Annotated in this window: 18 protein-coding genes and 1 riboswitch; of the genes, 16 read left to right on the top strand and 2 right to left on the bottom strand. The window is 71.7% G+C overall.

Translation table 11 applies throughout. The features are described from left to right. Positions 1 to 20 precede the first annotated feature (20 nt). From H4N64_RS09435 to cobI, 10 genes are all read left to right on the top strand, one after another. Complete coding sequence (locus H4N64_RS09435; RefSeq protein WP_186281714.1) at positions 21 to 770, top strand: lysozyme; 750 nt, start codon at positions 21 to 23, stop codon at positions 768 to 770. A 154-nt stretch (positions 771 to 924) separates the two neighbouring features. Next, positions 925 to 2163, top strand: coding sequence for an inorganic phosphate transporter (locus H4N64_RS09430; protein ID WP_186281712.1), 1239 nt, complete (start codon positions 925 to 927; stop codon positions 2161 to 2163). A 29-nt stretch (positions 2164 to 2192) separates the two neighbouring features. After that, entirely contained in the window at positions 2193 to 2414 is a 222-nt protein-coding gene (locus tag H4N64_RS09425; RefSeq protein ID WP_186281710.1) for a hypothetical protein, read from the top strand. A 272-nt stretch (positions 2415 to 2686) separates the two neighbouring features. Next, positions 2687 to 2826: riboswitch (cobalamin riboswitch) on the top strand. A gap of 101 nt (positions 2827 to 2927) precedes the next feature. Then, on the top strand, positions 2928 to 3869 hold the full coding sequence (locus tag H4N64_RS09420; RefSeq protein ID WP_186281708.1) for a cobalamin biosynthesis protein: 942 nt from the start codon (positions 2928 to 2930) through the stop codon (positions 3867 to 3869). Beyond that, positions 3866 to 5437 (top strand): cobyric acid synthase, encoded by a 1572-nt coding sequence (locus H4N64_RS09415; RefSeq protein WP_186281706.1) that lies wholly within the window; start codon positions 3866 to 3868, stop codon positions 5435 to 5437. The genes H4N64_RS09420 and H4N64_RS09415 overlap by 4 nt, the downstream gene beginning before the upstream one ends. After that, a complete protein-coding gene (gene cobN / locus H4N64_RS09410; RefSeq protein WP_186281705.1) occupies positions 5434 to 9102 on the top strand; it encodes a cobaltochelatase subunit CobN in 3669 nt (1222 codons plus the stop codon). Before H4N64_RS09415 ends, cobN begins: the two co-directional genes overlap by 4 nt. Continuing rightward, entirely contained in the window at positions 9099 to 11084 is a 1986-nt protein-coding gene (locus tag H4N64_RS09405; protein WP_186281704.1) for a putative cobaltochelatase, read from the top strand. The genes cobN and H4N64_RS09405 overlap by 4 nt, the downstream gene beginning before the upstream one ends. Continuing rightward, positions 11084 to 11683 carry a cob(I)yrinic acid a,c-diamide adenosyltransferase gene (gene cobO, locus H4N64_RS09400; protein ID WP_186281702.1) on the top strand — a complete coding sequence of 200 codons (600 nt, stop codon included), beginning with the start codon at positions 11084 to 11086 and terminating at the stop codon, positions 11681 to 11683. The genes H4N64_RS09405 and cobO overlap by 1 nt, the downstream gene beginning before the upstream one ends. Continuing rightward, entirely contained in the window at positions 11683 to 13026 is a 1344-nt protein-coding gene (locus H4N64_RS09395) for a cobyrinate a,c-diamide synthase (protein ID WP_186281800.1), read from the top strand. Before cobO ends, H4N64_RS09395 begins: the two co-directional genes overlap by 1 nt. After that, entirely contained in the window at positions 13011 to 13757 is a 747-nt protein-coding gene (cobI, locus tag H4N64_RS09390) for a precorrin-2 C(20)-methyltransferase (RefSeq protein WP_186281700.1), read from the top strand. The genes H4N64_RS09395 and cobI overlap by 16 nt, the downstream gene beginning before the upstream one ends. Before the next feature lie 17 nt (positions 13758 to 13774). Here the strand turns inward: cobI and H4N64_RS09385 are convergent, their stop codons facing one another. After that, entirely contained in the window at positions 13775 to 14503 is a 729-nt protein-coding gene (locus tag H4N64_RS09385) for a ZIP family metal transporter (RefSeq protein ID WP_186281698.1), read from the bottom strand. 108 nt (positions 14504 to 14611) lie between these two features. On the opposite strand from H4N64_RS09385, the gene cobM reads away from it, so the two are divergent. Genes cobM through cobC form a run of 6 tightly spaced genes read left to right on the top strand, consistent with a single transcriptional unit; the run spans position 14612 to position 20878 of the window. Continuing rightward, complete coding sequence (gene cobM, locus H4N64_RS09380; protein WP_186281696.1) at positions 14612 to 15430, top strand: precorrin-4 C(11)-methyltransferase; 819 nt, start codon at positions 14612 to 14614, stop codon at positions 15428 to 15430. Beyond that, positions 15427 to 16659 carry a precorrin-6y C5,15-methyltransferase (decarboxylating) subunit CbiE gene (cbiE, locus tag H4N64_RS09375; protein WP_186281694.1) on the top strand — a complete coding sequence of 411 codons (1233 nt, stop codon included), beginning with the start codon at positions 15427 to 15429 and terminating at the stop codon, positions 16657 to 16659. The genes cobM and cbiE overlap by 4 nt, the downstream gene beginning before the upstream one ends. After that, entirely contained in the window at positions 16656 to 18320 is a 1665-nt protein-coding gene (gene cobJ / locus H4N64_RS09370; RefSeq protein WP_186281692.1) for a precorrin-3B C(17)-methyltransferase, read from the top strand. Before cbiE ends, cobJ begins: the two co-directional genes overlap by 4 nt. Further along, entirely contained in the window at positions 18317 to 18904 is a 588-nt protein-coding gene (locus H4N64_RS09365) for a precorrin-8X methylmutase (protein ID WP_186281690.1), read from the top strand. Before cobJ ends, H4N64_RS09365 begins: the two co-directional genes overlap by 4 nt. Beyond that, positions 18901 to 19827: a CbiX/SirB N-terminal domain-containing protein gene (locus tag H4N64_RS09360; RefSeq protein ID WP_186281688.1), complete on the top strand. Its 927-nt coding sequence runs from the start codon at positions 18901 to 18903 to the stop codon at positions 19825 to 19827. The genes H4N64_RS09365 and H4N64_RS09360 overlap by 4 nt, the downstream gene beginning before the upstream one ends. After that, positions 19817 to 20878 (top strand): Rv2231c family pyridoxal phosphate-dependent protein CobC, encoded by a 1062-nt coding sequence (gene cobC / locus H4N64_RS09355; protein WP_186281686.1) that lies wholly within the window; start codon positions 19817 to 19819, stop codon positions 20876 to 20878. Before H4N64_RS09360 ends, cobC begins: the two co-directional genes overlap by 11 nt. Before the next feature lie 8 nt (positions 20879 to 20886). Here the strand turns inward: cobC and H4N64_RS09350 are convergent, their stop codons facing one another. Then, complete coding sequence (locus tag H4N64_RS09350; RefSeq protein WP_186281684.1) at positions 20887 to 22980, bottom strand: zinc metalloprotease; 2094 nt, start codon at positions 22978 to 22980, stop codon at positions 20887 to 20889. Positions 22981 to 23009: the final 29 nt, after the last annotated feature.

Here is a 23009-nt window from a genome sequence, read left to right as displayed (position 1 = left end):
TCGCCATTCCGGGGGGAAACATGGCCCGTGATCGCAAACCGTCCCGCCACCGCGCCCGCGTCCTCGCGGCGTCCGTGGCGGCTCTGACCATCGGGGGAACCGCGCTGGCCGAGTCTCCGGCCGCGGCGGCGAGCCGACCCAAGGGACACGACGTCTCGTCCCACCAGAAGAACGTCGACTGGCAGCGCGCGAAGTCCAAGGGCGCCACGTTCGTCTACGTCAAGGCGACAGAGTCCCACACCTACCGCAACCCGTACTTCAACCAGCAGTACAACGGCTCCCGAAGCGCGGGCCTGATCCGCGGGGCGTACCACTTCGCGCTGCCGGACAAGTCGTCGGGGAAGACCCAGGCCGCGCACTTCGTGCGCAACGGCGGCGGCTGGACGGCGGACGGCTGGACGTTGCCGCCCGCGCTGGACATCGAGTACAACCCGTACGACAAGCAGCACAAGTGCTACGGCCTGAGCCGGTCGAGGATGGTCGACTGGATCACGGCGTTCAGCAACGAGGTGCGGCGGCTGACCGGCCGCCGTCCGGTGATCTACACGACCGCGCACTGGTGGAACACCTGCACCGGCAGCAGCCGGGCGTTCGCCTCGAATCACGCGCTATGGGTGGCCCGCTACAACTCGTCGAGCGCGGGCACGCTGCCGGCAGGCTGGTCGATGTGGACCTTCTGGCAGTACGACAACGGCGGCAGCCTGCCGGGTGACCAGAATCTCTTCAATGGGTCCCTGAGCCAGCTCAGGAAGTTTGCCCGAGGCTCCTGACCCTTGGCGCGCCTGGGTCGCGTAGAGCCGTACGAGTCGGACGCAAGATGGAACCCAATCTTCAGACACCGTGCGGCTCACCCCAGTTCACCTTCCGTTCACTCAGGTTACCTACGTTCGTCCGGCCAATGACCTCGAATGATTGCCTGGGTAAATGGAAAACTTCTCGCTGATCCTCGCGATTGTGGTGGTAACCGCACTCGCGTTCGATTTCACGAACGGTTTTCACGACACCGCCAACGCGATGGCCACCACCATCTCGACCGGTGCGCTCAAGCCCAAGGTCGCGGTGGCCATGTCCGCCGCACTGAACCTTGTCGGCGCCTTCCTCTCCGTGGAGGTCGCCAACACGATCTCCAAAGGTCTCGTCGATGAGACCGGCATCCGTCCCGAGGTCATCTTCGCCGCGTTGGTCGGCGCGATCCTCTGGAATCTGCTGACCTGGCTGGTGGGCCTGCCCTCCAGCTCCTCGCACGCCCTCATGGGCGGTCTGATCGGCGCGACCATCGCCTCGGCGGGTGTCGGCGCGGTCCACGGCGACGTGCTCGTCACCAAGGTCCTCATCCCGGCGATCGCGGCCCCGCTGGTCGCGGGCATCGCGGCGATGCTCGCGACGAGGCTGATGTACTCCCTGGGCAAGAAGGCCGAGGGCAGCAAGGCCTCCGAGAAGGGCTACCGCGCCGGGCAGATCGCCTCCGCCGGTCTGGTCTCGCTCGCCCATGGCACCAACGACGCGCAGAAGACGATGGGCATCATCACCCTCGCCCTCGTCGCCGGCGGCACCCTGGCGCCCGACTCCGACCCGCCGATGTGGGTCATCCTCACCGCGGGTCTGGCCATCGCGCTCGGCACGTACCTGGGTGGCTGGCGGATCATCCGCACGATGGGCAAGGGGCTGACCGACCTTCAGCCGCAGCAGGGCTTCGCCGCCCAGACCAGCGCGGCGACGGTCATCCTGGCCTCGTCCCACCTCGGTTTCTCCCTCTCCACGACGCACTCGGTCTCCGGCTCGGTGATGGGCGCGGGGCTCGGCCGCAAGGGCGGCGTGGTCCGCTGGTCCACCGCGACGCGGATGTTCGTCGCGTGGGGTCTGACGCTGCCGGCGGCCGCGCTGGTCGGTGCGTCGGCCGAGTGGGTGACGAGCCTCGGTTCCTGGGGTACGGCGGTCGTGGCGGTGTTCCTGGTCGCCTCCAGCGCCGCGATCTGGAAGCTGTCCCGTCGTGAGGTCGTCGACCACACCAACGTCAACGAGACCGAGGAGCCCGCGGGTGTCGTGACGACGGCGATGGCGGCCGTGACTCCGCCGCCCCCGGCGGGCGCGGTGACCGAGGACCTCGCGGCGACGATTCCGGCCCCGGCGGGCGAACCGGCTCCGTCGCAGGCCACCGTCTGACCCCCCCACCCAGCGAAGGAAGCATCACCATGAAGATCGACTGGGCGGCTCTCGGCTCCGTCTTCGGCGTCAGCCTCGTGGTCACCGTGGCCCTGGTGGGCCTGTTCACCCTCGGCATCTCGGGCCTCGCGCGGCGCGAGCGGGCGGCGGAGCAAGGCGGTTCCGCGACGGCGGCGGTCACGGGGGCGTACGCGTGCTTCGCGGCTTGCGCGGCGGCTGTGGGGTACGGGATCTATCTGATCATGGCGTAGTACCTGCCTCGACGACATCGCGCCCTGCTCCGGGGGCCCCAACGGGGGCTCACGGGCAGGGCGCTTTCGGATACGACGCGGGCGGAAGTCCCTCTCGGAGAAGCGAAGGGCACCGTCGGCGAAGCGCCAGGTGCCGGAACCGGAGCGTCTCGGCACCAGGGGCTTCCCGGTAGTCACCTCGTGTGGGTGAACACGTGGGCCAAACCCGTCCCGCCGGGCCCGATGTGGGCCTCAGCACACTCTCCCCTCGCAGGTCAACGGCAAGTTGACGGCCGTTCCGGGCCCGTGGTGGACTGCCGGAGCCAATTACGGCGGCAAGAGAGGAAGCCGGTGCGAGTCCGGCGCGGTCCCGCCACTGTCACCGGGGTAGGAAGCCCCGGGAGCCAGGAACTCTCACCGCCGGTCTCGTCGAACCAGGGCGCGGACACCCTGAGTGAGGACATACCACGATGCTCGCCTGCCGATCGACATCCAGTACCAAACCCGCGTCTGACTCCGCGATCGGCTGAGCCGATGCGGGCCGATCGCGTCTTCGCGTACGGTGCCGCCGCCGGCCTCCTCGGTGACCTGCTCCTCGGCGATCCGCGCCGCGGGCATCCGGTCGCCGTGTTCGGGCGGGCCGCGGGCGCCGTGGAACGGCGACTGTGGCGCGACGACCGGGGCCGGGGCGCACTGCACACCGCCGTGTGCGCCGGTGGCGCCGTCGCCATGGGTGCTCTCGCGGCTCGTTCCGTACGCCGCTCCCCTGCCGCTTCCGTCGCGCTGACCGGCGTCGCCACCTGGGCCGTCGTCGGCGGGACTTCGCTCGTCCGGGAGGCTCGGGTCATCGGGCAGGCGCTTCACCAGGGGGACGTCGAGGCTGCCCGCGCGCGGCTGCCGCATCTGTGCGGGCGGGATCCGCAGGCGCTGGACGCCGACGGGATCGCGCGGGCCGTCGTCGAGTCCGTCGCCGAGAACACCTCCGACGCCGTCGTGGGGGCGCTGGTGTGGGGGGCCTTGGGCGGAGTGCCGGGGCTCCTCGGTTTCCGGGCCGTGAACACCCTCGACGCGATGGTCGGCCACAAGTCGGCCCGCTACCGGCGGTACGGCTGGGCCTCCGCACGCCTGGACGACGTCGCCGGGTGGCCGGGGGCGCGGCTGACCGCCGTACTGACCGCCGCGGCCGGGGGGAATCCCCAGGGTGCGGTACGTGCCTGGCGCGCCGACGCCGCGCAGCATCCGAGCCCCAACGCGGGGCCCGTGGAGGCGTCGTTCGCGGGTGCGCTGGGGGTGCGGCTCGGGGGGACCTTGTCATACGGCGGGCGTATCGAACATCGGCCGGTACTGAACGGGGAGGGGCGTGCTGTGGAGGTCGGGGACATCGAGCGGGCCGTACGGCTGTCCCGCCGGGTGAGTTGGCTCGCGCTGGGGGTCAGCGTCGCCGCGCGCCGTGTCGTGCGGGGGAAGCGGTCATGAGCGGCGGAGGGCTTCTGGTCGCCGGTACCACCTCCGACGCCGGAAAGAGTGTCGTCACCGCCGGTATCTGCCGTTGGCTGGTCCGGCAGGGGGTGAAGGTCGCGCCCTTCAAGGCGCAGAACATGTCGCTCAACTCGTTCGTGACGAGGGAAGGCGCCGAGATCGGGCGGGCTCAGGCCATGCAGGCGCAGGCCTGCCGGGTGGAGCCGACGGCCCTCATGAACCCTGTGCTGCTCAAGCCCGGTGGCGAGCAGAGCAGTCAGGTCGTGCTCATGGGCAAGCCGGTGGGCGAGTTGAGTGCGCGCGGGTATCACGGCGGGCGGCAGCAGCGACTTCTCGGCACCGTGCTCGACTGTCTCGCCGAGTTGCGGGGCACGTATGACGCGGTGATCTGCGAGGGGGCCGGTTCTCCGGCCGAGATCAATCTGCGGCGGACCGACATCGTGAACATGGGCATCGCGCGCAATGCGGGCCTGCCCGTGCTCGTCGTCGGTGACATCGACCGGGGTGGGGTGTTCGCCTCCTTCTTCGGGACCGTCGCCCTGCTGTCCGAAGCGGACCAGAAGCTGGTCGCCGGGTTCCTCGTCAACAAGTTCCGGGGGGACGTCAGCCTCCTCGAACCCGGCCTCGACATGCTCCATGGCCTCACGGGGCGGCGCACCTACGGCGTCCTGCCCTTCCGGCACGGGCTCGGGATCGACGAGGAAGACGGGATGGGGGTCCCCCCGCGCGAGCGAAGTCGAGCGTGGGGGAACGTCTCCCTGCGAGGGGCCGTGCGGGAGTCCCAGGTCTCCTCTCCCGTGGGCGAGGACGTCCTGCGCGTGGCTGTCTGCGCCGTCCCCCTCATGTCCAACTTCACCGATGTCGACGCCCTCGCCGCCGAGCCCGGTGTCGTCGTGCGGTTCGTGGACCGGCCGGAGGAGCTGGCCGACGCCGATCTCGTCGTCATTCCCGGCACCCGGGGGACCGTCAAGGCGCTGGAGTGGCTGCGGGAGCGAGGCCTCGCGGAGGCTCTCGTACAGAGGGCCAACCGACAAAAGCCCATTCTCGGCATCTGTGGTGGCTTCCAGGTTCTCGGCGAGCGGATCGAGGACGAGGTCGAGAGCCGCAGGGGTCTGGTCGAGGGGCTCGGGCTGCTGCCCCTACGGGTGCGGTTCGCCCGCGAGAAGACCCTCACCCGGCCGGTGGGGGAAGCCCTCGGCGAGCAGGTCGAGGGATACGAGATCCATCACGGCGTCGCCGAAGTCACCGGCGGCGAAGCGTTCATCTCTGATGACAAAGGACACAGCCTGGACGGCTGCCGGGTCGGGCAGACCTGGGGCACGCACTGGCACGGCTCGCTGGAGTCGGACGGTTTCCGACGCGCCTTCCTGCGCGAGGTGGCGGCCGCCGCGGGCCGTCGCTTCGTACCGGCCGCCGACACCTCGTTCGCCGCGCTGCGCGAGGAACAGCTCGACCGGCTCGGCGATCTGATCGAACAGCACGCGGACACCGACGCGCTCTGGCGGCTCATCGAGTCGGGCGCGCCGCAAGGACTGCCTTTCATTCCACCGGGAGCGCCCGCATGAGCACAGTGTTGTTGTTGTCGACCGCCGACACGGATCTGCTGGCGGCCAGGGCTGCGTCCGGTGCCTCCTACCGGATCGGCAACCCGACCCGCGTGGACGTCGCCGAGGAGCTGCCCGCGCTCATCGACGGCTCCGACATCGCCGTCGTACGACTGCTCGGCGGCAAGCGCGCCTGGGAGGACGGGCTCGCCAGGCTGAAGGCGTCCGGCATCCCCACCGTGCTGCTCGGCGGGGAGACCGTCCCGGACGCCGAGTTGATGGCCGAGTCGTCCGTGCCCGCCGGTGTGGTCGCCGAGGCGCTGAGGTACCTGGTCGAGGGTGGGCCCGGCAACCTCACCGAACTCGCCCGGTTCCTCTCCGACACCGTGCTGCTGACCGGCGAGGGCTTCGTCGAGCCGCAGAAGATGCCGGAGTACGGCGTCCATGGCAAGCGTCCGTTCGTCGAGGGCCACCCGACCGTCGGCGTGCTCTTCTACCGGGCCCATGAACTCAGCGGCAACACCGCCTTCGTGGACACCCTGTGCGACGCCGTCGAGGCGCGCGGGGCCAACGCCCTTCCTGTGTACTGCGGTTCGCTGCGGGGCGCGGACGCGGGGCTGTACGAGATCCTCGGCCGGGCCGACGCCCTGGTCGCCACGGTCCTAGCGGCGGGCGGCACGCATGCCTCGCAGGCGTCGGCGGGCGGTGACGAGGAGGCGTGGGACATCGGGGCCCTCGCCGATCTCGACATCCCTGTTCTGCAAGGGCTTTGCCTTACGTCGACCAGGAGCGCCTGGGACGAGTCGGACGCCGCCCTCTCCCCCATGGACGCGGCGATGCAGGTCGCGATCCCGGAGTTCGACGGGCGGCTGATCACCGTGCCGTTCTCCTTCAAGGAGCAGGGACCGGACGACGTGCCCGTGTACGTCGCCGACCCGGAGCGGGCCGCGCGGGTCGCCGGAATCGCCGTACGGCACGCTCGGTTGAAGCACAAGCCGAACGCCGAGAAGCGACTCGCCCTCGTCTTCACCGCGTACCCGACCAAGCACTCCCGTGTCGGCAACGCGGTCGGCCTCGACACGCCGGCATCCGCCGTGCGGGTGCTGGACGCCCTCAAAGACTCCGGCTACAGCCTCACCGAGTACCCCTCCGGGGGTGACGAGTTGATCCACCGGCTCATCGAGGCCGGTGGCCACGACGTCGAGTGGCTCACCGAGGAGCAGCTCGCCACCGCGCCCGCGCGGGTACCGCTCGCCGACTACCGGACGTGGTTCGACAAGCTCGACCCGGAGCTCAGGGACGCCATGCTGGAGGCGTGGGGTGAGCCGCCGGGCTCGCTGTACGTCGACGGGGACGACATCGTCCTCGCCTCCCTCCGGTTCGGGAACGTCGTCGTGATGATCCAGCCGCCGCGCGGCTTCGGCGAGAACCCGATCGCGATCTACCACGACCCGGACATGCCGCCGTCCCACCACTACATGGCGGCGTACAGGTGGCTGGACGCTGCACCATCGGAGGGGGGCTTCGGCGCCGACGCCATCGTCCACATGGGCAAGCACGGCACGATGGAGTGGCTGCCGGGCAAGGGGCTGGGGCTGAGCAGGGGCTGCGCGCCGGACGCCGTGCTCGGTGAACTCCCGCTGATCTACCCCTTCATCGTCAACGACCCCGGCGAGGGCACCCAGGCCAAGCGGCGCGGGCACGCCACGGTCGTCGATCACCTCGTACCGCCGATGGCACGCGCCGACACCTACGGTGACCTGGCCAAGCTGGAGCAGCTGCTCGACGAGTACGCGCTCGTCTCCGACCTGGACCCGACGAAGGCGCCGGCGGTGCGGGCGCAGATCTGGACGCTGGTGAAGGCGGCCGAGCTGCACCACGATCTGCATGTCGACGAGCAGCCGGACGATGAGGCGTTCGACGAGTTCGTCATGCACATCGACGGCTATCTGTGCGAGATCAAGGACGTGCAGATCCGCGACGGTCTGCACATTCTCGGTGGCGGTCCGGTCGGTGAGCCGCGCGTGAACCTGGTGCTCGCCGTGTTGCGCGCCTCGCAGGTGTGGGGCGGGCAGGCGAACGCGCTGCCGGGGCTGAGGGCTTCGCTGGCCGCTCATTTCGGGCTCGGCGAGAAGGAGTTGCTGGCCGAGCCCGGCGCGCCCGTGAAGGTGCCGGTCGAGCTGTCCGACCTCGTCGAGGGTCCGTCGCGTACGGCCGCCGACGCGATCGATCTGCTGGAGCAGTTGTGCCGCCGGGTCGCGGAGGGCATGGAGGAGCGGGAGTGGCAGGCCGCCACGGTCCCGGCTCTCGTGCGTGACGTCCTCGGCACCGAACTGCCCGACGCCGTCGCCGTGTTGGAGTTCGCCTGTAACGAGGTCGTGCCGCGGCTCGCGCGGACGACGGACGAGATCGGGCACATTCTGCGGGCCCTGGACGGCGGTTACGTCCCTGCGGGCCCGTCCGGGTCGCCGACCCGGGGTCTGGTGAACGTCCTGCCGACCGGTCGGAACTTCTACTCGGTCGACCCCAAGGCCATTCCCTCCCGGCTGAGTTGGGAGGTCGGCCAGTCCCTCGCGGACTCGCTGGTCGCCCGGTATCTCCAGGACACCGGCGAGTACCCGAAGTCCGTCGGGCTCACGGTGTGGGGCACATCCGCGATGCGCACCCAGGGTGACGACATCGCGGAGATCCTGGCGCTGCTGGGCTGCCGTCCGGTGTGGGACGACGCCTCGCGCCGGGTGACCGGGTTCGAGGTGGTGGCTCTGGAGGAGCTGGGGCGGCCGCGCATCGACGTCACCGTGCGGATCTCCGGGTTCTTCCGGGACGCGTTCCCGCATGTGGTCGGGCTGATCGACGACGCGGTGCGGGCGGTGGCCGAGCTGGAGGAGCCGGCCGAGCGGAACTTCGTGAAGGCGCACGCCGACGAGGACACGGCCGAGCACGGTGACCGGCGCCGGGCGACCGCGCGGGTCTTCGGCTCCAAGCCGGGCGCGTACGGCGCCGGTCTGCTGCCGCTGATCGACGCCCGCAACTGGCGCTCCGACGCCGACCTCGCCGAGGTGTACGCGGTGTGGGGCGGCTACGCCTACGGGCGCGGGCTCGACGGGCGGGCGGCGCGCGGAGACATGGAGACGGCGTTCAAGCGGATCGCGGTCGCCGCGAAGAACGTCGACACCCGTGAGCACGACCTCGTCGACGCCGACGACTACTTCCAGTACCACGGCGGCATGGTCGCCATGGTGCGCCATCTGACGGGCGCCTCCCCCGAGGCGTACGTCGGCGACTCCGCCACCCCCGACCAGATCAAGACCCGCACGCTCGGCGAGGAGACACACCGCGTCTTCCGGGCCCGCGTGGTCAACCCGCGCTGGATGGCGGCGATGCGCCGGCACGGCTACAAGGGCGCCTTCGAGATGGCGGCGACCGTGGACTACCTCTTCGGCTACGACGCCACCGCCGGGGTGGTGGACGACTGGATGTACGAGAAGCTCAGCGCCGAGTACGTCTTCGACCCGGAGAACCGGGACTTCATGAAGGAGTCCAACCCCTGGGCGCTGCGCGGGATCACCGAGCGGCTGCTGGAGGCCGCGGAGCGCGGACTGTGGGCCGAGCCGGACGCTCGGACGCTGGAGTCGCTGCGGGCCACGTATCTGGAGCTGGAAGGCGACTTGGAGGGCGACCAGTGACAACTCCTTTCCCTTTCACGGCCGTTGTCGGCCAGGACGACCTGCGGCTCGCGCTGCTGCTGAACGCCGTGTCGCCGGCCGTCGGCGGTGTGCTGGTGCGCGGCGAGAAGGGCACCGCCAAGTCGACGGCGGTACGCGCCCTTTCGGCGCTGCTGCCGGAGGTGGCCGTCGTCCCCGGATGCCGCTTCTCCTGTGAGCCGTCCCGGCCGGACCCCGCCTGCCCGGACGGACCGCACGAGGCCGGAGGCGGCACCGCCCGCCCCGCCCGCATGGTCGAACTCCCCGTCGGCGCCTCCGAGGACCGGCTGGTGGGCGCCCTCGACATCGAGCGGGCGCTCGCGGAGGGCGTGAAGGCCTTCGAGCCGGGGCTGCTGGCCGACGCGCACCGCGGGATCCTCTACGTCGACGAGGTCAACCTCCTCCACGACCACCTGGTCGACCTGCTGCTGGACGCGGCGGCGATGGGTGCGTCGTACGTCGAACGCGAAGGCGTCTCCGTGCGCCATGCCGCCCGCTTCCTGCTCGTCGGGACCATGAACCCCGAGGAGGGCGAGCTGCGGCCGCAGTTGCTCGACCGGTTCGGTCTCACCGTCGAGGTCGCGGCCTCGCGGGAGCCCGATCAGCGGGTGGAGGTCGTACGGCGGCGGCTCGCCTACGACGACGATCCGGGCGGCTTCGCGGCCCGTTGGGCGGACGAGGAGGCCTCCGTACGTCAACGGATCGTCGCCGCCCGGGAGTTGTTGCCGTCGGTGCGGCTCGGGGACAAGGCGCTGCGGCAGATCGCGGCGACCTGTGCGGCCTTCGAGGTGGACGGCATGCGCGCCGACATCGTGATGGCGCGTACCGCCACCGCGTTGGCCGCGTGGGCCGGGCGGACGGATGCGCTGGCCGAGGACGTACGGCAGGCGGCGCTGCTCGCGCTGCCGCACCGTCGGCGGCGTAATCCCTTTGACGCTCCGGGACTTGACGAGGACAAGCTCGATCAGACGCTGGAGGAGTTCTCCGGGGAGGACGACGATCCCGACCCGGGTCCTGACGGGCCCGGCGGGGGCGGTGGTTCGCCCGCGCCGGACGAGGGTCCGCAGGACGGAGACGCGGGTGCGTCCCCCGAGGCCGGTGAGGGTGGCGTGCCGCAGCCCTCGGGCGCGGCCGAGCAGTCCGCCGTGCGCGCTTCCGAGCCGTTCCGCACCAAGGTGCTGAGCGTGCCCGGGATCGGTGAAGGTGCCGCCGGGCGGCGTTCGCGGGCTCGGACCGAGCACGGGCGGACGACCGGTGCGCGGCGGCCCCGGGGGGCGCTGACCAAGTTGCACCTCGCGGCGACCGTGCAGGCGGCCGCGCCGCATCAGCGGGCGCGCGGGCGCTCCGGACGGGGGCTTGTCGTACGGCGGGACGATCTGCGGCAGGCGAGCCGGGAGGGGCGTGAGGGGAACCTCGTGCTGTTCGTGGTCGACGCGTCCGGGTCGATGGCGGCCCGGCAGCGGATGAGTGCCGTGAAGGGGGCCGTGCTGTCGCTGCTGCTGGACGCGTATCAGCGACGGGACAAGGTGGGATTGGTGACCTTTCGGGGTACCGCGGCCGATGTCGCGCTGCCGCCGACGTCGTCCGTGGACGCGGCCGCCGCCCGGCTGGAGTCGTTGCCCACGGGTGGGCGTACACCGCTGGCGGCGGGCCTGTTGAAGGCGCATGACGTGTTGCGGGTCGAGCGGCTTCGGGATCCCGCGCGGCGGGCGCTGCTTGTCGTGGTGACCGACGGTCGGGCCACGGGTGGGCCCGAGCCGGTCGCGCTGGCTGGGCGGGCCGCTCGGTTGTTCGCGGCCGAGGGGGTCGCCTCCGTGGTCGTGGACTGTGAGTCCGGGCCTGTGCGGCTGGGGCTCGCGGGGCAGTTGGCCGGTGAGTTGGGGGGTACGGCCGTGACGCTGGACGAGTTGCGGGCCGACTCGATCGCCGGGCTGGTGAAGGACGTACAGAGGAGGGCCGCGTAATGCCTCAGGGGCAGCCGAGTGTGATTCCGGATGATGGACTGACTACGCGTCAGCGACGTAATCGGCCGTTGGTCGTGGTGCATACGGGCATCGGCAAGGGGAAGTCCACCGCCGCTTTCGGGCTTGCCCTTCGGGCCTGGAACCAGGGGTGGCCCATCGGGGTGTTCCAGTTCGTCAAGTCGGCCAAATGGAAGGTCGGCGAGGAGAACGCGCTGCGGGTGCTCGGGGCGTCCGGGGAGGGCGGGTCCGTCGACTGGCACAAGATGGGTGAGGGCTGGTCGTGGGTGCAGCGTGATCAGCAGATGGACAACGAGGAGAAGGCCCGGGAGGGCTGGGAGCAGGTCAAGCGGGATCTCGCCGCCGAGACGTACAAGCTGTATGTGCTCGATGAGTTCGCCTATCCGATGCACTGGGGGTGGGTCGACACCGATGAGGTGATCTCCGTGCTGCGGGATCGTCCGGGGACGCAGCATGTGGTCATCACCGGGCGGAACGCGCCCGAGAAGCTCGTCGACTTCGCGGATCTCGTGACCGACATGTCCAAGGTGAAGCATCCGATGGACGTCGGGCAGAAGGGGCAGAGGGGTATCGAGTGGTGATGTCCTCGGTCCCTCGGCTGGTCGTCGCCGCGCCCTCTTCCGGGAGCGGGAAGACCACCGTTGCCACGGGGTTGATGGCCGCGTTCGCCGCGCGGGGGCTTGCCGTGTCTCCGCACAAGGTGGGGCCCGACTACATCGATCCCGGGTATCACGCGCTCGCGACCGGGCGGGTGGGGCGGAATCTCGATGCGTATCTGTGCGGGCCGGAGTTGGTCGGGCCCTTGTTTCTGCACGGTGCGCTCGGGTGTGACCTTGCCGTGGTCGAGGGTGTGATGGGGCTGTACGACGGGGCCGCGGGGGAGGGTGAACTGGCGTCCACCGCTCATGTGGCGAAGTTGTTGCGGGCGCCGGTTGTGCTGGTCGTGGACGCGTCTTCGCAGTCGCGGTCCGTCGCGGCGCTGGTGCATGGGTTTGTGTCGTGGGATCCGGAGGTTCGGGTCGGGGGGGTGATCCTCAACAAGGTCGCCTCTTCTCGGCATGAGGAGTTGTTGCGGGAGGCTTTGGAGTCGGTCGGGGTGCCTGTGTTGGGGGTGCTTCGGCGGGTTGCGCAGGTGGATACGCCTTCTCGGCATCTGGGGTTGGTGCCGGTGGCTGAGCGGCGGGCTGCGGCGATGGAGGCCGTGGCCGCGATGGGGGCGCAGGTCGCCGACGGTTGTGATCTGGATGGGCTGCTGAGGCTGGCTCGTAGCGCGGGTCCGTTGCCATGTGCGGCCTGGTCTCCGGGTTCTCAAACGCCGGACGGGACGGTAGTTGCTGTTGCCGGTGGAGAAGCGTTCACCTTCTCCTACGCCGAGCATGCCGAGTTGCTCAGCGCCGCCGGTGCTGAAGTCGTGTCTTTCGACCCGCTACGGGATGAACAACTGCCCGACGGTACCCGGGGTTTGGTCATCGGGGGTGGGTTCCCGGAGGTGTACGCCTCCGAGCTGTCCGCCAATGAACCCCTGCGCAAGGCCATCACTGAACTCGCCCTGACCGGCGCTCCCGTCGCCGCCGAATGTGCCGGGCTGCTTTACCTGTGCCGTGAGCTCGACGGGCTGCCCATGTGTGGGGTCCTCGGTGCCGACGCCCGTATGTCCGAGCGGCTCACCCTCGGGTATCGGGATGCCGTGGCCGTCGGGGACAGTTCGCTGGCCGTCGCGGGGACTCGGATGCGAGGGCACGAGTTTCATCGGACCGTCGTCGAGCCGGGCGCGGGGGCGGCTCCCGCTTGGGGTGTGCGCGCCCCTCAGCGGCGGGTCGAAGGATTTGTACAACAAGGTGTGCACGCGAGTTATCTGCACACGCACTGGGCGTCCCAGCCCGGTGTCGCCCGTCGGTTCGTGGAGAGGTGCCGGACGTCATGAGCAGCAGCAGGTTGATCGGTGTCGGGGTGGGTCCCGGCGATCCCGAGCTGGTGACCGTCAAGGGCGTCAATGCCTTGCGCGCGGCCGATGTCGTCGTCGTTCCCGTGATGGACACCGGGGAGCGCGGGCGCGCCGAGGCCACCGTTCTGCACTACGTCGACCAGAGCAAAATCGTCCGCGTCGTCTTCGCTCTCAATGAGCGCAGCGACCGCGCCCGGCGCGAGGCCGCCTGGGACGCCGCCGGGGAGCGCGTTGCGCAACTCCTTCGTGAGCACTCCGTCGTCGCCTTCGCCACCATCGGCGATCCCAACGTCTACTCCACCTTCACCTATCTCGCCCTGACCATCGGCGAGCTGCTGCCGGGCACCGTCGTCGAGACCGTCCCCGGCATCACCGCCATGCAGGACCTCGCCGCCCGTTCCGGAGCCGTGCTCACCGAAGGCACCGAGCCGCTCACCCTCGTCCCCGTCACCGCCGGCGCCGCCGTGCTCAAGGACGCCCTCGCCGGGCCCGGAACCGTCGTCGCCTACAAGTTCGGGCGGCAGGCCGGTGAGGTCGCCGAGGCGCTGCGGGAGACCGGGCGGATCGGGGACGCGGTGTGGGGTGCCGCACTCGGGCTGGCCGAGGAGTCCATCCGGCCCGCCGCCGAACTCGACGGGGCGCCGCTGCCGTACCTCTCCACGCTCATCGCGCCCGCCCGGCGCGACGGCGGGCGGGGTGGGAAGTTGTGAGCCCTTCCGGGCCGGCCTCAGCCCGCCGCTCCCACCACGAGCCAGATGAACAGCACCCCCGCGATCGTGCACAGCAGTGTCGAGCGGGCCGGGTGTTCGTGGTGGGCCTCGGGGAGGATCTCCGCCGCCGCGAGGTAGAGCAGGGCACCGCCGAACAGGCCCAGATAGCCGCCGAGCAGGCCCTCGGGGATGGTCACGAACGTCGTACAGGCGGCGCCCACCACGGGCGCGACCGCGTCCGCGAACAGCATGGCGAGGGCTCTGCGGCGGGCGTTGCCGTACAGGCTCGTGATCGTGTACGTGTTGAAGCCGTCCGCGAAGTCATGGGCGATCACCGCGAGAGCGACCGCCGTGCCCATGCCGCCGCCCACTTGGAAGGCCGCGCCGATCGCCACGCCGTCCATCGCGCTGTGACCGACCATCGCCGCGGCCGCCGTGAGGCCCACCTCAGGGGCACGGCCGTCCTTCTCGTCCGCGCCGTGCGCGGCCTGGCGGGCGGCCAGCAGCCGTTCCACCAGGTGGGCCAGGAGGAAGCCGGCCACGAACAGAAGCAGCGCGGCCGGTACGCCGTAGATCTCCTCGCCCGCCGCCTCCAGCGCCTCAGGCAGCAGGTCGAGGCCGACCACGCCCAGCATCAGGCCGCCGGCCAGGCCCAGCACGAGGTGGCGGCGGTCCGTCACGCGTTGCGCCGTCCAGCCGCCGGCCAGCGTCATCAGGAACGCGCCGAGCGCTACGAAGACCGCCATAGGGCCTTGCTATCCGATCGGCGTCCGTCCGTGCGTGTCCGACGCCCGCGTGCCCACTGACTTTCAACCCCGACAGCACCACCGCTCTGTAGGAGAGGACCGATCCCCATGGCCGATGCCCCCACCGGCAAGGTGACCTTCGTCGGTGCCGGCCCCGGCGCCGCCGATCTGCTGACGTTCCGTGCCGCGCGTGCCATCGCCGAGGCCGACGTGGTGATCTGGGCGGCCAGCCTGGTCCAGGCGGAGGTCCTCCAGCACGCGCGCGAGGACGCGGAGATCCTCGACTCGGCGACCATGTCCCTTGAGGACGTCGTCGCCGTGTACGAGCGGGCCCTTGCAGAGGGTCTGCGGGTCGCCCGTATTCACTCCGGGGATCCCGCTCTGTGGGGCGGTACCCAGGAGCAGCTCGACCGGTGTGCCCGGATCGGGATCGCCACCGAGGTGATCCCCGGCGTCTCCGCCTTCTCCGCCGTCGCCGCGCTCGCCCAGCGCGAGCTGACCATTCCCGAGGTCGCCCAGTCCGTCGTACTGACCCGGCTGGGTGGCGGCAAGACGCCCATGCCGCCCGGTGAGGAGGTACGGGAGTTCGCCAAGCACGGGACCACCATGGCGATCTTCCTGTCGGCGGCCCGTAGCGGGCAGTTGGTGCGGGAGCTGCTGGAGGGCGGCTATCCGACCGACACCCCGGTCGTGGTCGCCTACCAGGCCACCTGGCCGGAGGAGCTGATCGTGCGGTGCACGGTCGGCACCCTGGAGGAGACCGTCAAGGAGCACAAGCTCTGGAAGCACACCCTCTTCCTGGTCGGCCCGGCGCTCTCCGCGCACGGCACCCGCTCGCACCTGTACCACCCCGGTCACTTCCACGGCTTCCGCAAGGCCGACCCGGAGGCCCGCAGGGCGCTGCGTGAGCGGGGGGCGAGCACGTGATCACGGTCGTCGGTACGGGGACGGGGGCGCCGGTTCCAGCCGAGGTGCTGGCCGGGGCCCGGCTCGTCGTCGGCGGGCGGCGGCATCTGGACGCCGCGCCGGTCCCGGCCGGTGCCGAGCGGGTCGTCCTCGGTCCGCTGGCGCCGGCGCTGGACGTCATCGAGCGGCATATGGAGAAGTCGGACCGGGTGGTGGTGCTGGCCTCCGGGGACCCGGGATTCTTCGGGATCGTGCGGGTGCTGGCCGAGCGGTTCGGGTCGCGGGAATTGGACGTGCGGCCCGGTGTCTCCTCCGTGGCCGCCGCCTTTGCGCGGGTCGGGGTGCCGTGGGACGACGCGGTCGTGGTCAGCGCGCACGGGCGGGAGTTGCGTACGGCCGTCAATGTCTGCCGGGCGCGGCCGAAGGTCGCCGTGCTGACCGGGCCCGGGTCCGGTCCTGCCGAGCTGGGCGCTGCCCTCAGGTGCGAGGCGCGGGTCCTGTTCGTCGCCTCCACGCTGGGCACCGCCGAGGAGCGCGTCGAGCGGGTCACGCCCGCCGAGGCCGCGGCCCGCGACTGGGGTACGGCGGTGAGTGTCGTCCTGTGCCTGGACGAGACGCGGTCGCTGGGACCGGCGCGTACGGTCGCCGGGCCGCCCGTCGGCCCCGCCGGATGGGCGCTGGACGAGACGGAGTTCGCCCACCGCGACTCGATGATCACCAAGTTCGAGGTGCGGGCGCTGGCCCTGGCCAGGCTCGGGCCCCGGCTCGGCGATCTGGTCTGGGACGTCGGCGCGGGCTCGGGTTCGGTGGCCGTGGAGTGCGCACGTCTCGGCGCCGCCGTCACCGCGGTCGAGAAGACCCGGGACGGCATCGAGCGGATCCGCGCCAACGCGGCCGCGCACGGGGTCGACGTACGGGCCGTGCACGGGGCCGCGCCCACGGTGCTGTCCGATCTGGACGATCCCGACGCCGTGTTCATCGGGGGCGGGGGGCGCGAGCTGCCCGCCATCGTGACCGCGTGTGCGCGGCGGGCGCGGCGGACCGTGGTCGTCGCCATGGCGGCACTGGACCGGGTGCCGGCCGCGCAGGCCGCGCTCACCGGCGCGGGGTTCGACTGCGACGGGGTGCTGTTGCAGTCCTCGCGGCTCGCGCCGCTGCCGGGGGATGTGTCCCGGCTGGCGGCGACCAATCCCGTATTTCTGCTCTGGGGTGTGCGAACGCCCCTTTCTCACGAAGGAGTTGCTCAGTGATCGGCCTGATTTCCGCCACCGCGGCGGGGGCGGCTGCGCGGGACCGGCTGGCCGCGGCGTGGCCGGACCGTACGCGTGTGTACGAGGGTCCCGTGACGGACGCCGTACGGGCCGCGTTCGCGGAGTGCGAGCAGCTCGTGTGTTTCCTGGCCACGGGGGCGGTGGTGCGGCTGGTCGCGCCGCTGCTCGATGACAAGCGGACCGACCCGGGCGTGGTCTGCGTCGACGAGGGCGGGCGGTTCGCCGTGTCGCTGGTCGGCGGGCACGGCGGCGGCGCCAATGAACTCGCGGACGAGGTCGCCGAGTTGCTGGGCGCGCGGCCGGTGGTGACGACGGCGACCGATGCCGTGGGGCTGCCGGGTCTGGACACCCTCGGCTTCCCGGTGGAGGGTGATGTGGCCGCCGTCTCGCGGGCCCTGCTGGACGGCGAACCGGTCGCGCTGAAGGCCGAGTTGGCGTGGCCCCTGCCGGCGCTGAAGGTGTCCGAGGAGGGTGCGTACACGGTCCGTGTGACCGACCGTGCCGTCGAACCCGCCGAGCGGGAGGTCGTGCTGCGGCCGCCGTCCCTCGTCGTGGGCGTCGGCGCCTCGAAGGGGGCGCCGGTCGAGGAGATCCTCGGGCTGATCAGCAGCTCGCTGGAAGGTCTCTCGGTCCGCTCGATCGCCCGACTCACCACCGTGGACGCCAAGTCCGAGGAGCCCGGCATCGTCGAGGCGGCCGAGCGGCTCGGCGTGCCGCTGGTGACGTACCCCGCCGAGCGACTGGCCTGCGTGGAGGTGCCGAACCCCTCCGACGCGCCCCTCGCCGCCGTGGGCACCCCCTCCGTCGCCGAGGCCTCCGCGCTCGCGGAGGGCGGTGAACTCCTCGTCCCCAAGCGGAAGTCGGCCATGGCGACCTGTGCGGTCGTACGGCGTCCCGCGCGCGGGCGGCTCGCGGTGGTCGGGCTCGGGCCCGGCGCCCGGGATCTGCTCACCCCGCGCGCGAAGGCCGAGCTGCGGCGCGCTTCCGTGCTCGTCGGGCTCGACCAGTACGTCGACCAGATCCGCGATCTGCTCCGTCCCGGCACCCGGGTGCTGGAGTCCGGGCTCGGGGCCGAGGAGGAGCGGGCGCGGACGGCCGTGGCTCAGGCCCGGAAGGGGCACGCCGTCGCGCTGATCGGCAGCGGGGACGCCGGGGTGTACGCCATGGCCTCCCCCGCGCTGGCGGAGGCGAGCGACGACATCGAGGTGGTCGGTGTGCCCGGAGTCACCGCCGCGCTGGCGGCCGGGGCGATCCTCGGCGCTCCGCTCGGCCACGACCATGTCTCGATCAGCCTGTCCGATCTGCACACCCCGTGGGAGATCATCGAGCGGCGGGTGCGGGCGGCGGCCGAGGCGGACATCGTGGTCACCTTCTACAACCCCCGCTCCCGGGGCCGCGACTGGCAGCTCCCGAAGGCACTGGCGATCCTCGCCGAGCACCGGGAGCCGACGACGCCCGTCGGTGTCGTACGCAACGCCTCGCGACCGGACGAATCCAGCCGCCTGACCACGCTGGGCGCCCTGGACCCGGCGACGGTCGACATGATGACGGTCGTGACCGTGGGCAACACGGCGACCCGGAACATCGCGGGGCGCATGGTGACGCCGCGCGGCTACCGCTGGCAGGAGGGCTCCGAGTGAACCGTGTGGTCCATCCGATCGAGGAGGAGTCCTACCGGCGGCTGCGCGCCCGGCTGGACACCTCGCACTTCCCGCCGCTGACCCGGGCGGTCGTGGAGCGGGTCATCCACTCCGCCGCCGACCTCGACTACGCGACGGATCTCGTCATGGACGAGAGCTGCCTCGAAAAGGCGCACGCCGCGCTGCACGCAGGGGCGCCCGTCGTGGTGGACGTCGAGATGGTGGCCGCCGGGATCACCCGGCGGGAGACCGTCTGCCGGCTCAGGGACGCCGTGGCCGGTGACGGTCTTACGCGTTCGGCGCACGCCATCCGGCTCGCGTACGAGCAGGTCGGCCCCGGTGCCCTGTGGGTGATCGGCAACGCGCCGACCGCCCTGGAGGAGCTGCTGACCCTGGACGCCTCCCCCGCGCTCGTCATCGGGCTGCCCGTCGGTTTCGTCGGCGCGGTCGAGTCCAAGGCCGCGTTGCGCGAGAGCGGGCTGCCCGCCGTGAGCAACGTGTCCGAGAAGGGCGGTTCCGCGGTCGCCTCCGCGGCGCTCAACGCCCTGCTGTACCACCCCACTTCACCCGAGGAGAAACCGTGACCACCCCCCCGCCCGCGCTGATCGTCGCCGGCCATGGCACCCGGGACGATGCCGGAGCCGAGGCGTTCCGCGACTTCGTACGGGAGCTGGGCCGCCGCCACCCCGACCTGCCCGTCGCGGGCGGTTTCATCGAGCTGTCCCCGCCGCCGCTGGGCGACGCCGTCACCGAGCTGGTGGAGCGGGGCGTCCACCGGTTCGCCGCGGTGCCGCTGATGCTGGTGTCCGCCGGGCATGCCAAGGGCGACATCCCGGCGGCGCTGGCCCGCGAGAAGGAGCGGCACCCCGGGATCACGTACACCTACGGCCGCCCGCTGGGCCCGCACCCCTCGCTGCTGAACGTGCTGGAGCGGCGGCTCGACGAGGCGTTCGGCGGCACGGCACGCACCCCCGAGGACCGGGCCGATGTGACGGTGCTGCTGGTGGGGCGCGGGTCGACGGACCCGGACGCCAACGCCGAGGTGCACAAGGCGGCCCGGCTGCTGTGGGAGGGGCGCGGGTACGCGGGCGTGGAGACGGCGTTCGTGTCGCTGGCGGCGCCGGACGTGCCGAGCGGCCTCGACCGGTGCGTGAAGCTGGGCGCGAAGCGGATCGTGGTGCTGCCGTACTTCCTGTTCACCGGGATCCTGCCGGACCGGGTGCAGCAGCAGACCGAGGGGTGGGCGGCCGCGCACCCGGAGGTCGAGGTGCGCTCCGCCGAGGTGATCGGCCCGGAGCCGGAGCTGCTGGATCTGGTCATGGAGCGGTACGAGGAGGCCGTCAAGGGCGATCTGCGGATGAACTGCGACTCCTGCGTGTACCGGATCGCGCTGCCCGGCTTCGAGGACAAGGTGGGCCTGCCGCAGCAGCCGCACTTCCACCCGGACGACGACGGCCACCATCACCACCACGGTCATCACCACGGGACCCACTCCCATGCGCACTGAGGGCCACGACCTTCGGCACCACGGGGACGCCGAGGTCCGTGACGACGGCTCGGCGCTGGTCGACCTGGCGGTGAACGTCCGCGCCGACACCCCGCCGGCCTGGCTGCGGGAGCGGATCGCCGACTCGCTCGCCTCTCTCGCGGCCTACCCGGACGGGCGGGCCGCGCGGGCGGCGGTGGCGGCACGGCACGGGCTCCCGGTGGAGCGGGTGCTGCTGACGGCGGGCGCCGCCGAGGCCTTCGTACTGCTGGCACGCGCCCTGAAGGTCCGTCAACCCGTGGTCGTGCACCCGCAGTTCACCGAGCCGGAGGCCGCGCTGATGGACGCGGGGCACACGGTGGACCGGGTGCTGCTGCGCGAGGAGGACGGCTTCCGGCTCGACCCGGCGGCCGTCCCCGAGGACGCGGATCTGGTCGTCGTCGGCAACCCGACGAACCCGACCTCGGTCCTGCACCCGGCCGCCTCCCTCGCCGAACTGGCCCGCCCCGGGCGGACGTTGGTGGTGGACGAGGCGTTCATGGACGCGGTCCCGGGCGAGCGGGAGGCCCTCGCCGGACGCACGGACGTGCCCGGTCTGGTCGTCCTGCGCAGCCTGACCAAGACCTGGGGCCTGGCCGGGCTGCGCATCGGCTATGTCCTCGCCGCTCCGGAGACCATCGCGGAACTGGAGCGGGCGCAGCCGTTGTGGCCGGTGTCCACTCCCGCGCTGACCGCGGCCCGGGCCTGCGTGGAGCCGCAGGCGCTGGCCGAGGCGGCGCACGCGGCCCATCGCATCGCCGCCGACCGGGCCCATCTCGTCGCGGGCCTCCGCGAGTTCGCCCCGGAGGGCCTGCGGGTGGTGGAACCGGCTGAGGGCCCCTTCGTCCTCGTACGGCTGCCGAGGGCGGCGGCCGTACGAGGGCATCTGCGGGACCTGGGGTTCGCGGTGCGCCGTGGGGACACCTTCCCCGGCCTGGACGAGGAGTGGCTGCGTCTGGCGGTGCGGGACCGGGCGACGGTCAACTCCTTCCTCCAGGCGCTGGACCGGGCGCTGGCCCTGGCGCACCGGTGATCTGAGCGTCAGCCCGACAGCTCCGCCGCGGTGGTGCGCACCGACTCCACCACGGCGGGCAGGACGTCGCGCGCGTCGAGGGTGTCGGCCAGGTCGGTGGTCAGCCGGACCGCCTCCTGGGTGACGCCCTCGCCGCCCGCGGCCAGGGCGACCGCCACCTGTTCGACCTGCTGGGTCAGACCGATGTGGCCGAGGGTGTCGGCCGCGGCGCCCAGGTTGCCGTACGCCTTCTCGATCAGCGGCAGGGCCCGCTCCGGATCGGGTACGACGGCCCTGAACTCGCGGTTGCCGGGCTGCTCGGGGTCCTCGACGAGGATGCGGCCCGGCACGGTCGCCGTACGGCTGAGGGCCGCGGCGGCGTGGACGGCCAGCGCGCTGTCCGGGAGCCGTTCCATGACCTCGCGCAGGATGTCGCCCGCGTGGTCGAGGGCCGGTGTCCGGCCGCGGCTGCCGCCGAAGGCGAGCACCCGGCCGACCTCGTCGGTGTACACGTCCGGGGCGAGCAGTTCCTCCTCGCGGCTCGCGGGCGGCCGGACGTCGATGCCGAGCGGCGCGGAGAGGATCTCGCCGGCCTCGCTCTTCAGCAACGCGTGGATCCGGTAGTGCCCGGGTTCGGCGAGGTCGAAGCCGTTGAGTCCGGCGCTGAGGAACAGCGGCGCGTAGAGGGATTCGCCGGGCTTGAGGACGTACGGGTCGTCCAGGTAGCAGTGGCGGGCGTACGGCACCCACTGGCGGGGCTCGCGGCCGTCGGCCGAGATGATCACGGTCAGGCGGTCGCCGAGCAGGGAGTTGCGGTCCACCACGACCGGCACGAAGGAGGTGTTCTTCAGCTTCACCTCGGCGACCACGGGCTCCAGTGCCTCGAAGCGGGCGGCGGGCCTGTTGACCCGTACGGTGAGCTCCAGGGCGTTCGGCGCGGCCTGCCGGATCCGCTCGAAGGCGTGCTCCTCGAACCAGGGGGCGGCGCCCTGCTTGACCACCCGTTCCGGGGCGTGGCGCAGGAAGAGGAGTTCGTTCTCGCTGAAGCCGTACCGGAAGTCGGCGAAGAACGCGCTCTCGCCGCCGGGGTAGCGGAACGGATAGTTCATGTAGCTGAGGGCGAGGGGCTCGTCCGCCAGCGGGATCCACCGGGTGAGCTCGTCCTTGTCCCAGGAGTGGGCGAGGTTGAAGGTGTGCCCGATCTCGTGCACGGCCGTCCAGAAGCGCAGTCGCTGCACGGCCTGGTCCGAGTGCGGGTCGCCCGGGCGCGGTTCGGAGATGAAGGAGTTGCTGAAGACGGCGCAGCCCTGGCGCTGGGCGGTGCCGATGTCGTCGAACATGATCCCGCCGAGCCCGCTGCCCCGGATGTGCTGCCCGGCGAAGAGCGTCCACACCTGCCACTGGGGTGTGTCGGCCCACTTGGACCAGTGCACCTGCATGGCGTCGTGCATCTCGATGTCGGTCCACAGACCGTCGCTGCCCGCCTTGATGACCGGGACCACGTCGTCGCCGCCCGTCTTGGTGACGGCGATGCCGAGGCGGGTGAAGGCGCCCTCGATGGTGAGGTGGGTGTTCGGCAGGTCTGCGGGCCGGTTCGGGTGCGCGTGCAGGTGGTAGTCGGTGACCGCGGTGGCGTCGCTCGCGCAGTCGTACTCGATGCCCAGCTCGCGGAAGGCGGCCCGCCGGAAGACGAAGGTGCGGGTCGCGTCCGGGCGGCCGCCGCCGGTGAAGGTCACCCGCGCCCTGCGCTGCCCGCCGAACGGGAAGCCGCCGGACAGCGTCACCAGCACATCCGTGTGCGGTACGAGGGACGTCCTGCCGTCGCGGTAGAAGATCGTTCCCGTGTACGCCCGTTGTACGTCGTCCCAGGCCACCCTCGCGATCCAGGTCACCCCGCCGCCGAAGAGCTGGGTCCTGGTGCCGCTGACGGTCATGGTGGGCATCATGCCGTCCACGTCGACGCGGAGTTCCTCCAGCACGAGCCGCGCGGTGGGGATGGTGGGCCGGGGCAGCTCCAGGGCGTAGACGCCGCTGCGCCGCGGGAACGGGATCGGGATCGCGGACGGATCCGTCGCGTCGTCCGCTGTGGGCTCCCTGGTGCTCTCGATGTCGTCGATGCTCATGTGGTCCTCCCCCGAAGACTGTCGGACTC

This window comes from Streptomyces cupreus (assembly GCF_014257025.1).
Lineage (GTDB): Bacteria > Actinomycetota > Actinomycetes > Streptomycetales > Streptomycetaceae > Streptomyces > Streptomyces cupreus.
Note: the sequence above shows the minus strand (reverse complement) of the source record. Positions and strands in the feature narration are given on the sequence as shown.

Excerpts from the sequence above, each read along its gene's own strand:
- H4N64_RS09435 (WP_186281714.1), top strand. The coding sequence starts at position 21 with ATGGCCCGTGATCGCAAACCGTCCCGCCACCGCGCCCGCGTCCTCGCG.
- H4N64_RS09430 (WP_186281712.1), top strand. The coding sequence starts at position 925 with ATGGAAAACTTCTCGCTGATCCTCGCGATTGTGGTGGTAACCGCACTC.
- H4N64_RS09425 (WP_186281710.1), top strand. The coding sequence starts at position 2,193 with ATGAAGATCGACTGGGCGGCTCTCGGCTCCGTCTTCGGCGTCAGCCTC.
- H4N64_RS09420 (WP_186281708.1), top strand. The coding sequence starts at position 2,928 with ATGCGGGCCGATCGCGTCTTCGCGTACGGTGCCGCCGCCGGCCTCCTC.
- H4N64_RS09415 (WP_186281706.1), top strand. The coding sequence starts at position 3,866 with ATGAGCGGCGGAGGGCTTCTGGTCGCCGGTACCACCTCCGACGCCGGA.
- cobN (WP_186281705.1), top strand. The coding sequence starts at position 5,434 with ATGAGCACAGTGTTGTTGTTGTCGACCGCCGACACGGATCTGCTGGCG.
- cobO (WP_186281702.1), top strand. The coding sequence starts at position 11,084 with ATGCCTCAGGGGCAGCCGAGTGTGATTCCGGATGATGGACTGACTACG.
- H4N64_RS09395 (WP_186281800.1), top strand. The coding sequence starts at position 11,683 with ATGTCCTCGGTCCCTCGGCTGGTCGTCGCCGCGCCCTCTTCCGGGAGC.
- H4N64_RS09385 (WP_186281698.1), bottom strand. The coding sequence starts at position 14,503 with ATGGCGGTCTTCGTAGCGCTCGGCGCGTTCCTGATGACGCTGGCCGGC.
- cobM (WP_186281696.1), top strand. The coding sequence starts at position 14,612 with ATGGCCGATGCCCCCACCGGCAAGGTGACCTTCGTCGGTGCCGGCCCC.
- cobC (WP_186281686.1), top strand. The coding sequence starts at position 19,817 with ATGCGCACTGAGGGCCACGACCTTCGGCACCACGGGGACGCCGAGGTC.
- H4N64_RS09350 (WP_186281684.1), bottom strand. The coding sequence starts at position 22,980 with ATGAGCATCGACGACATCGAGAGCACCAGGGAGCCCACAGCGGACGAC.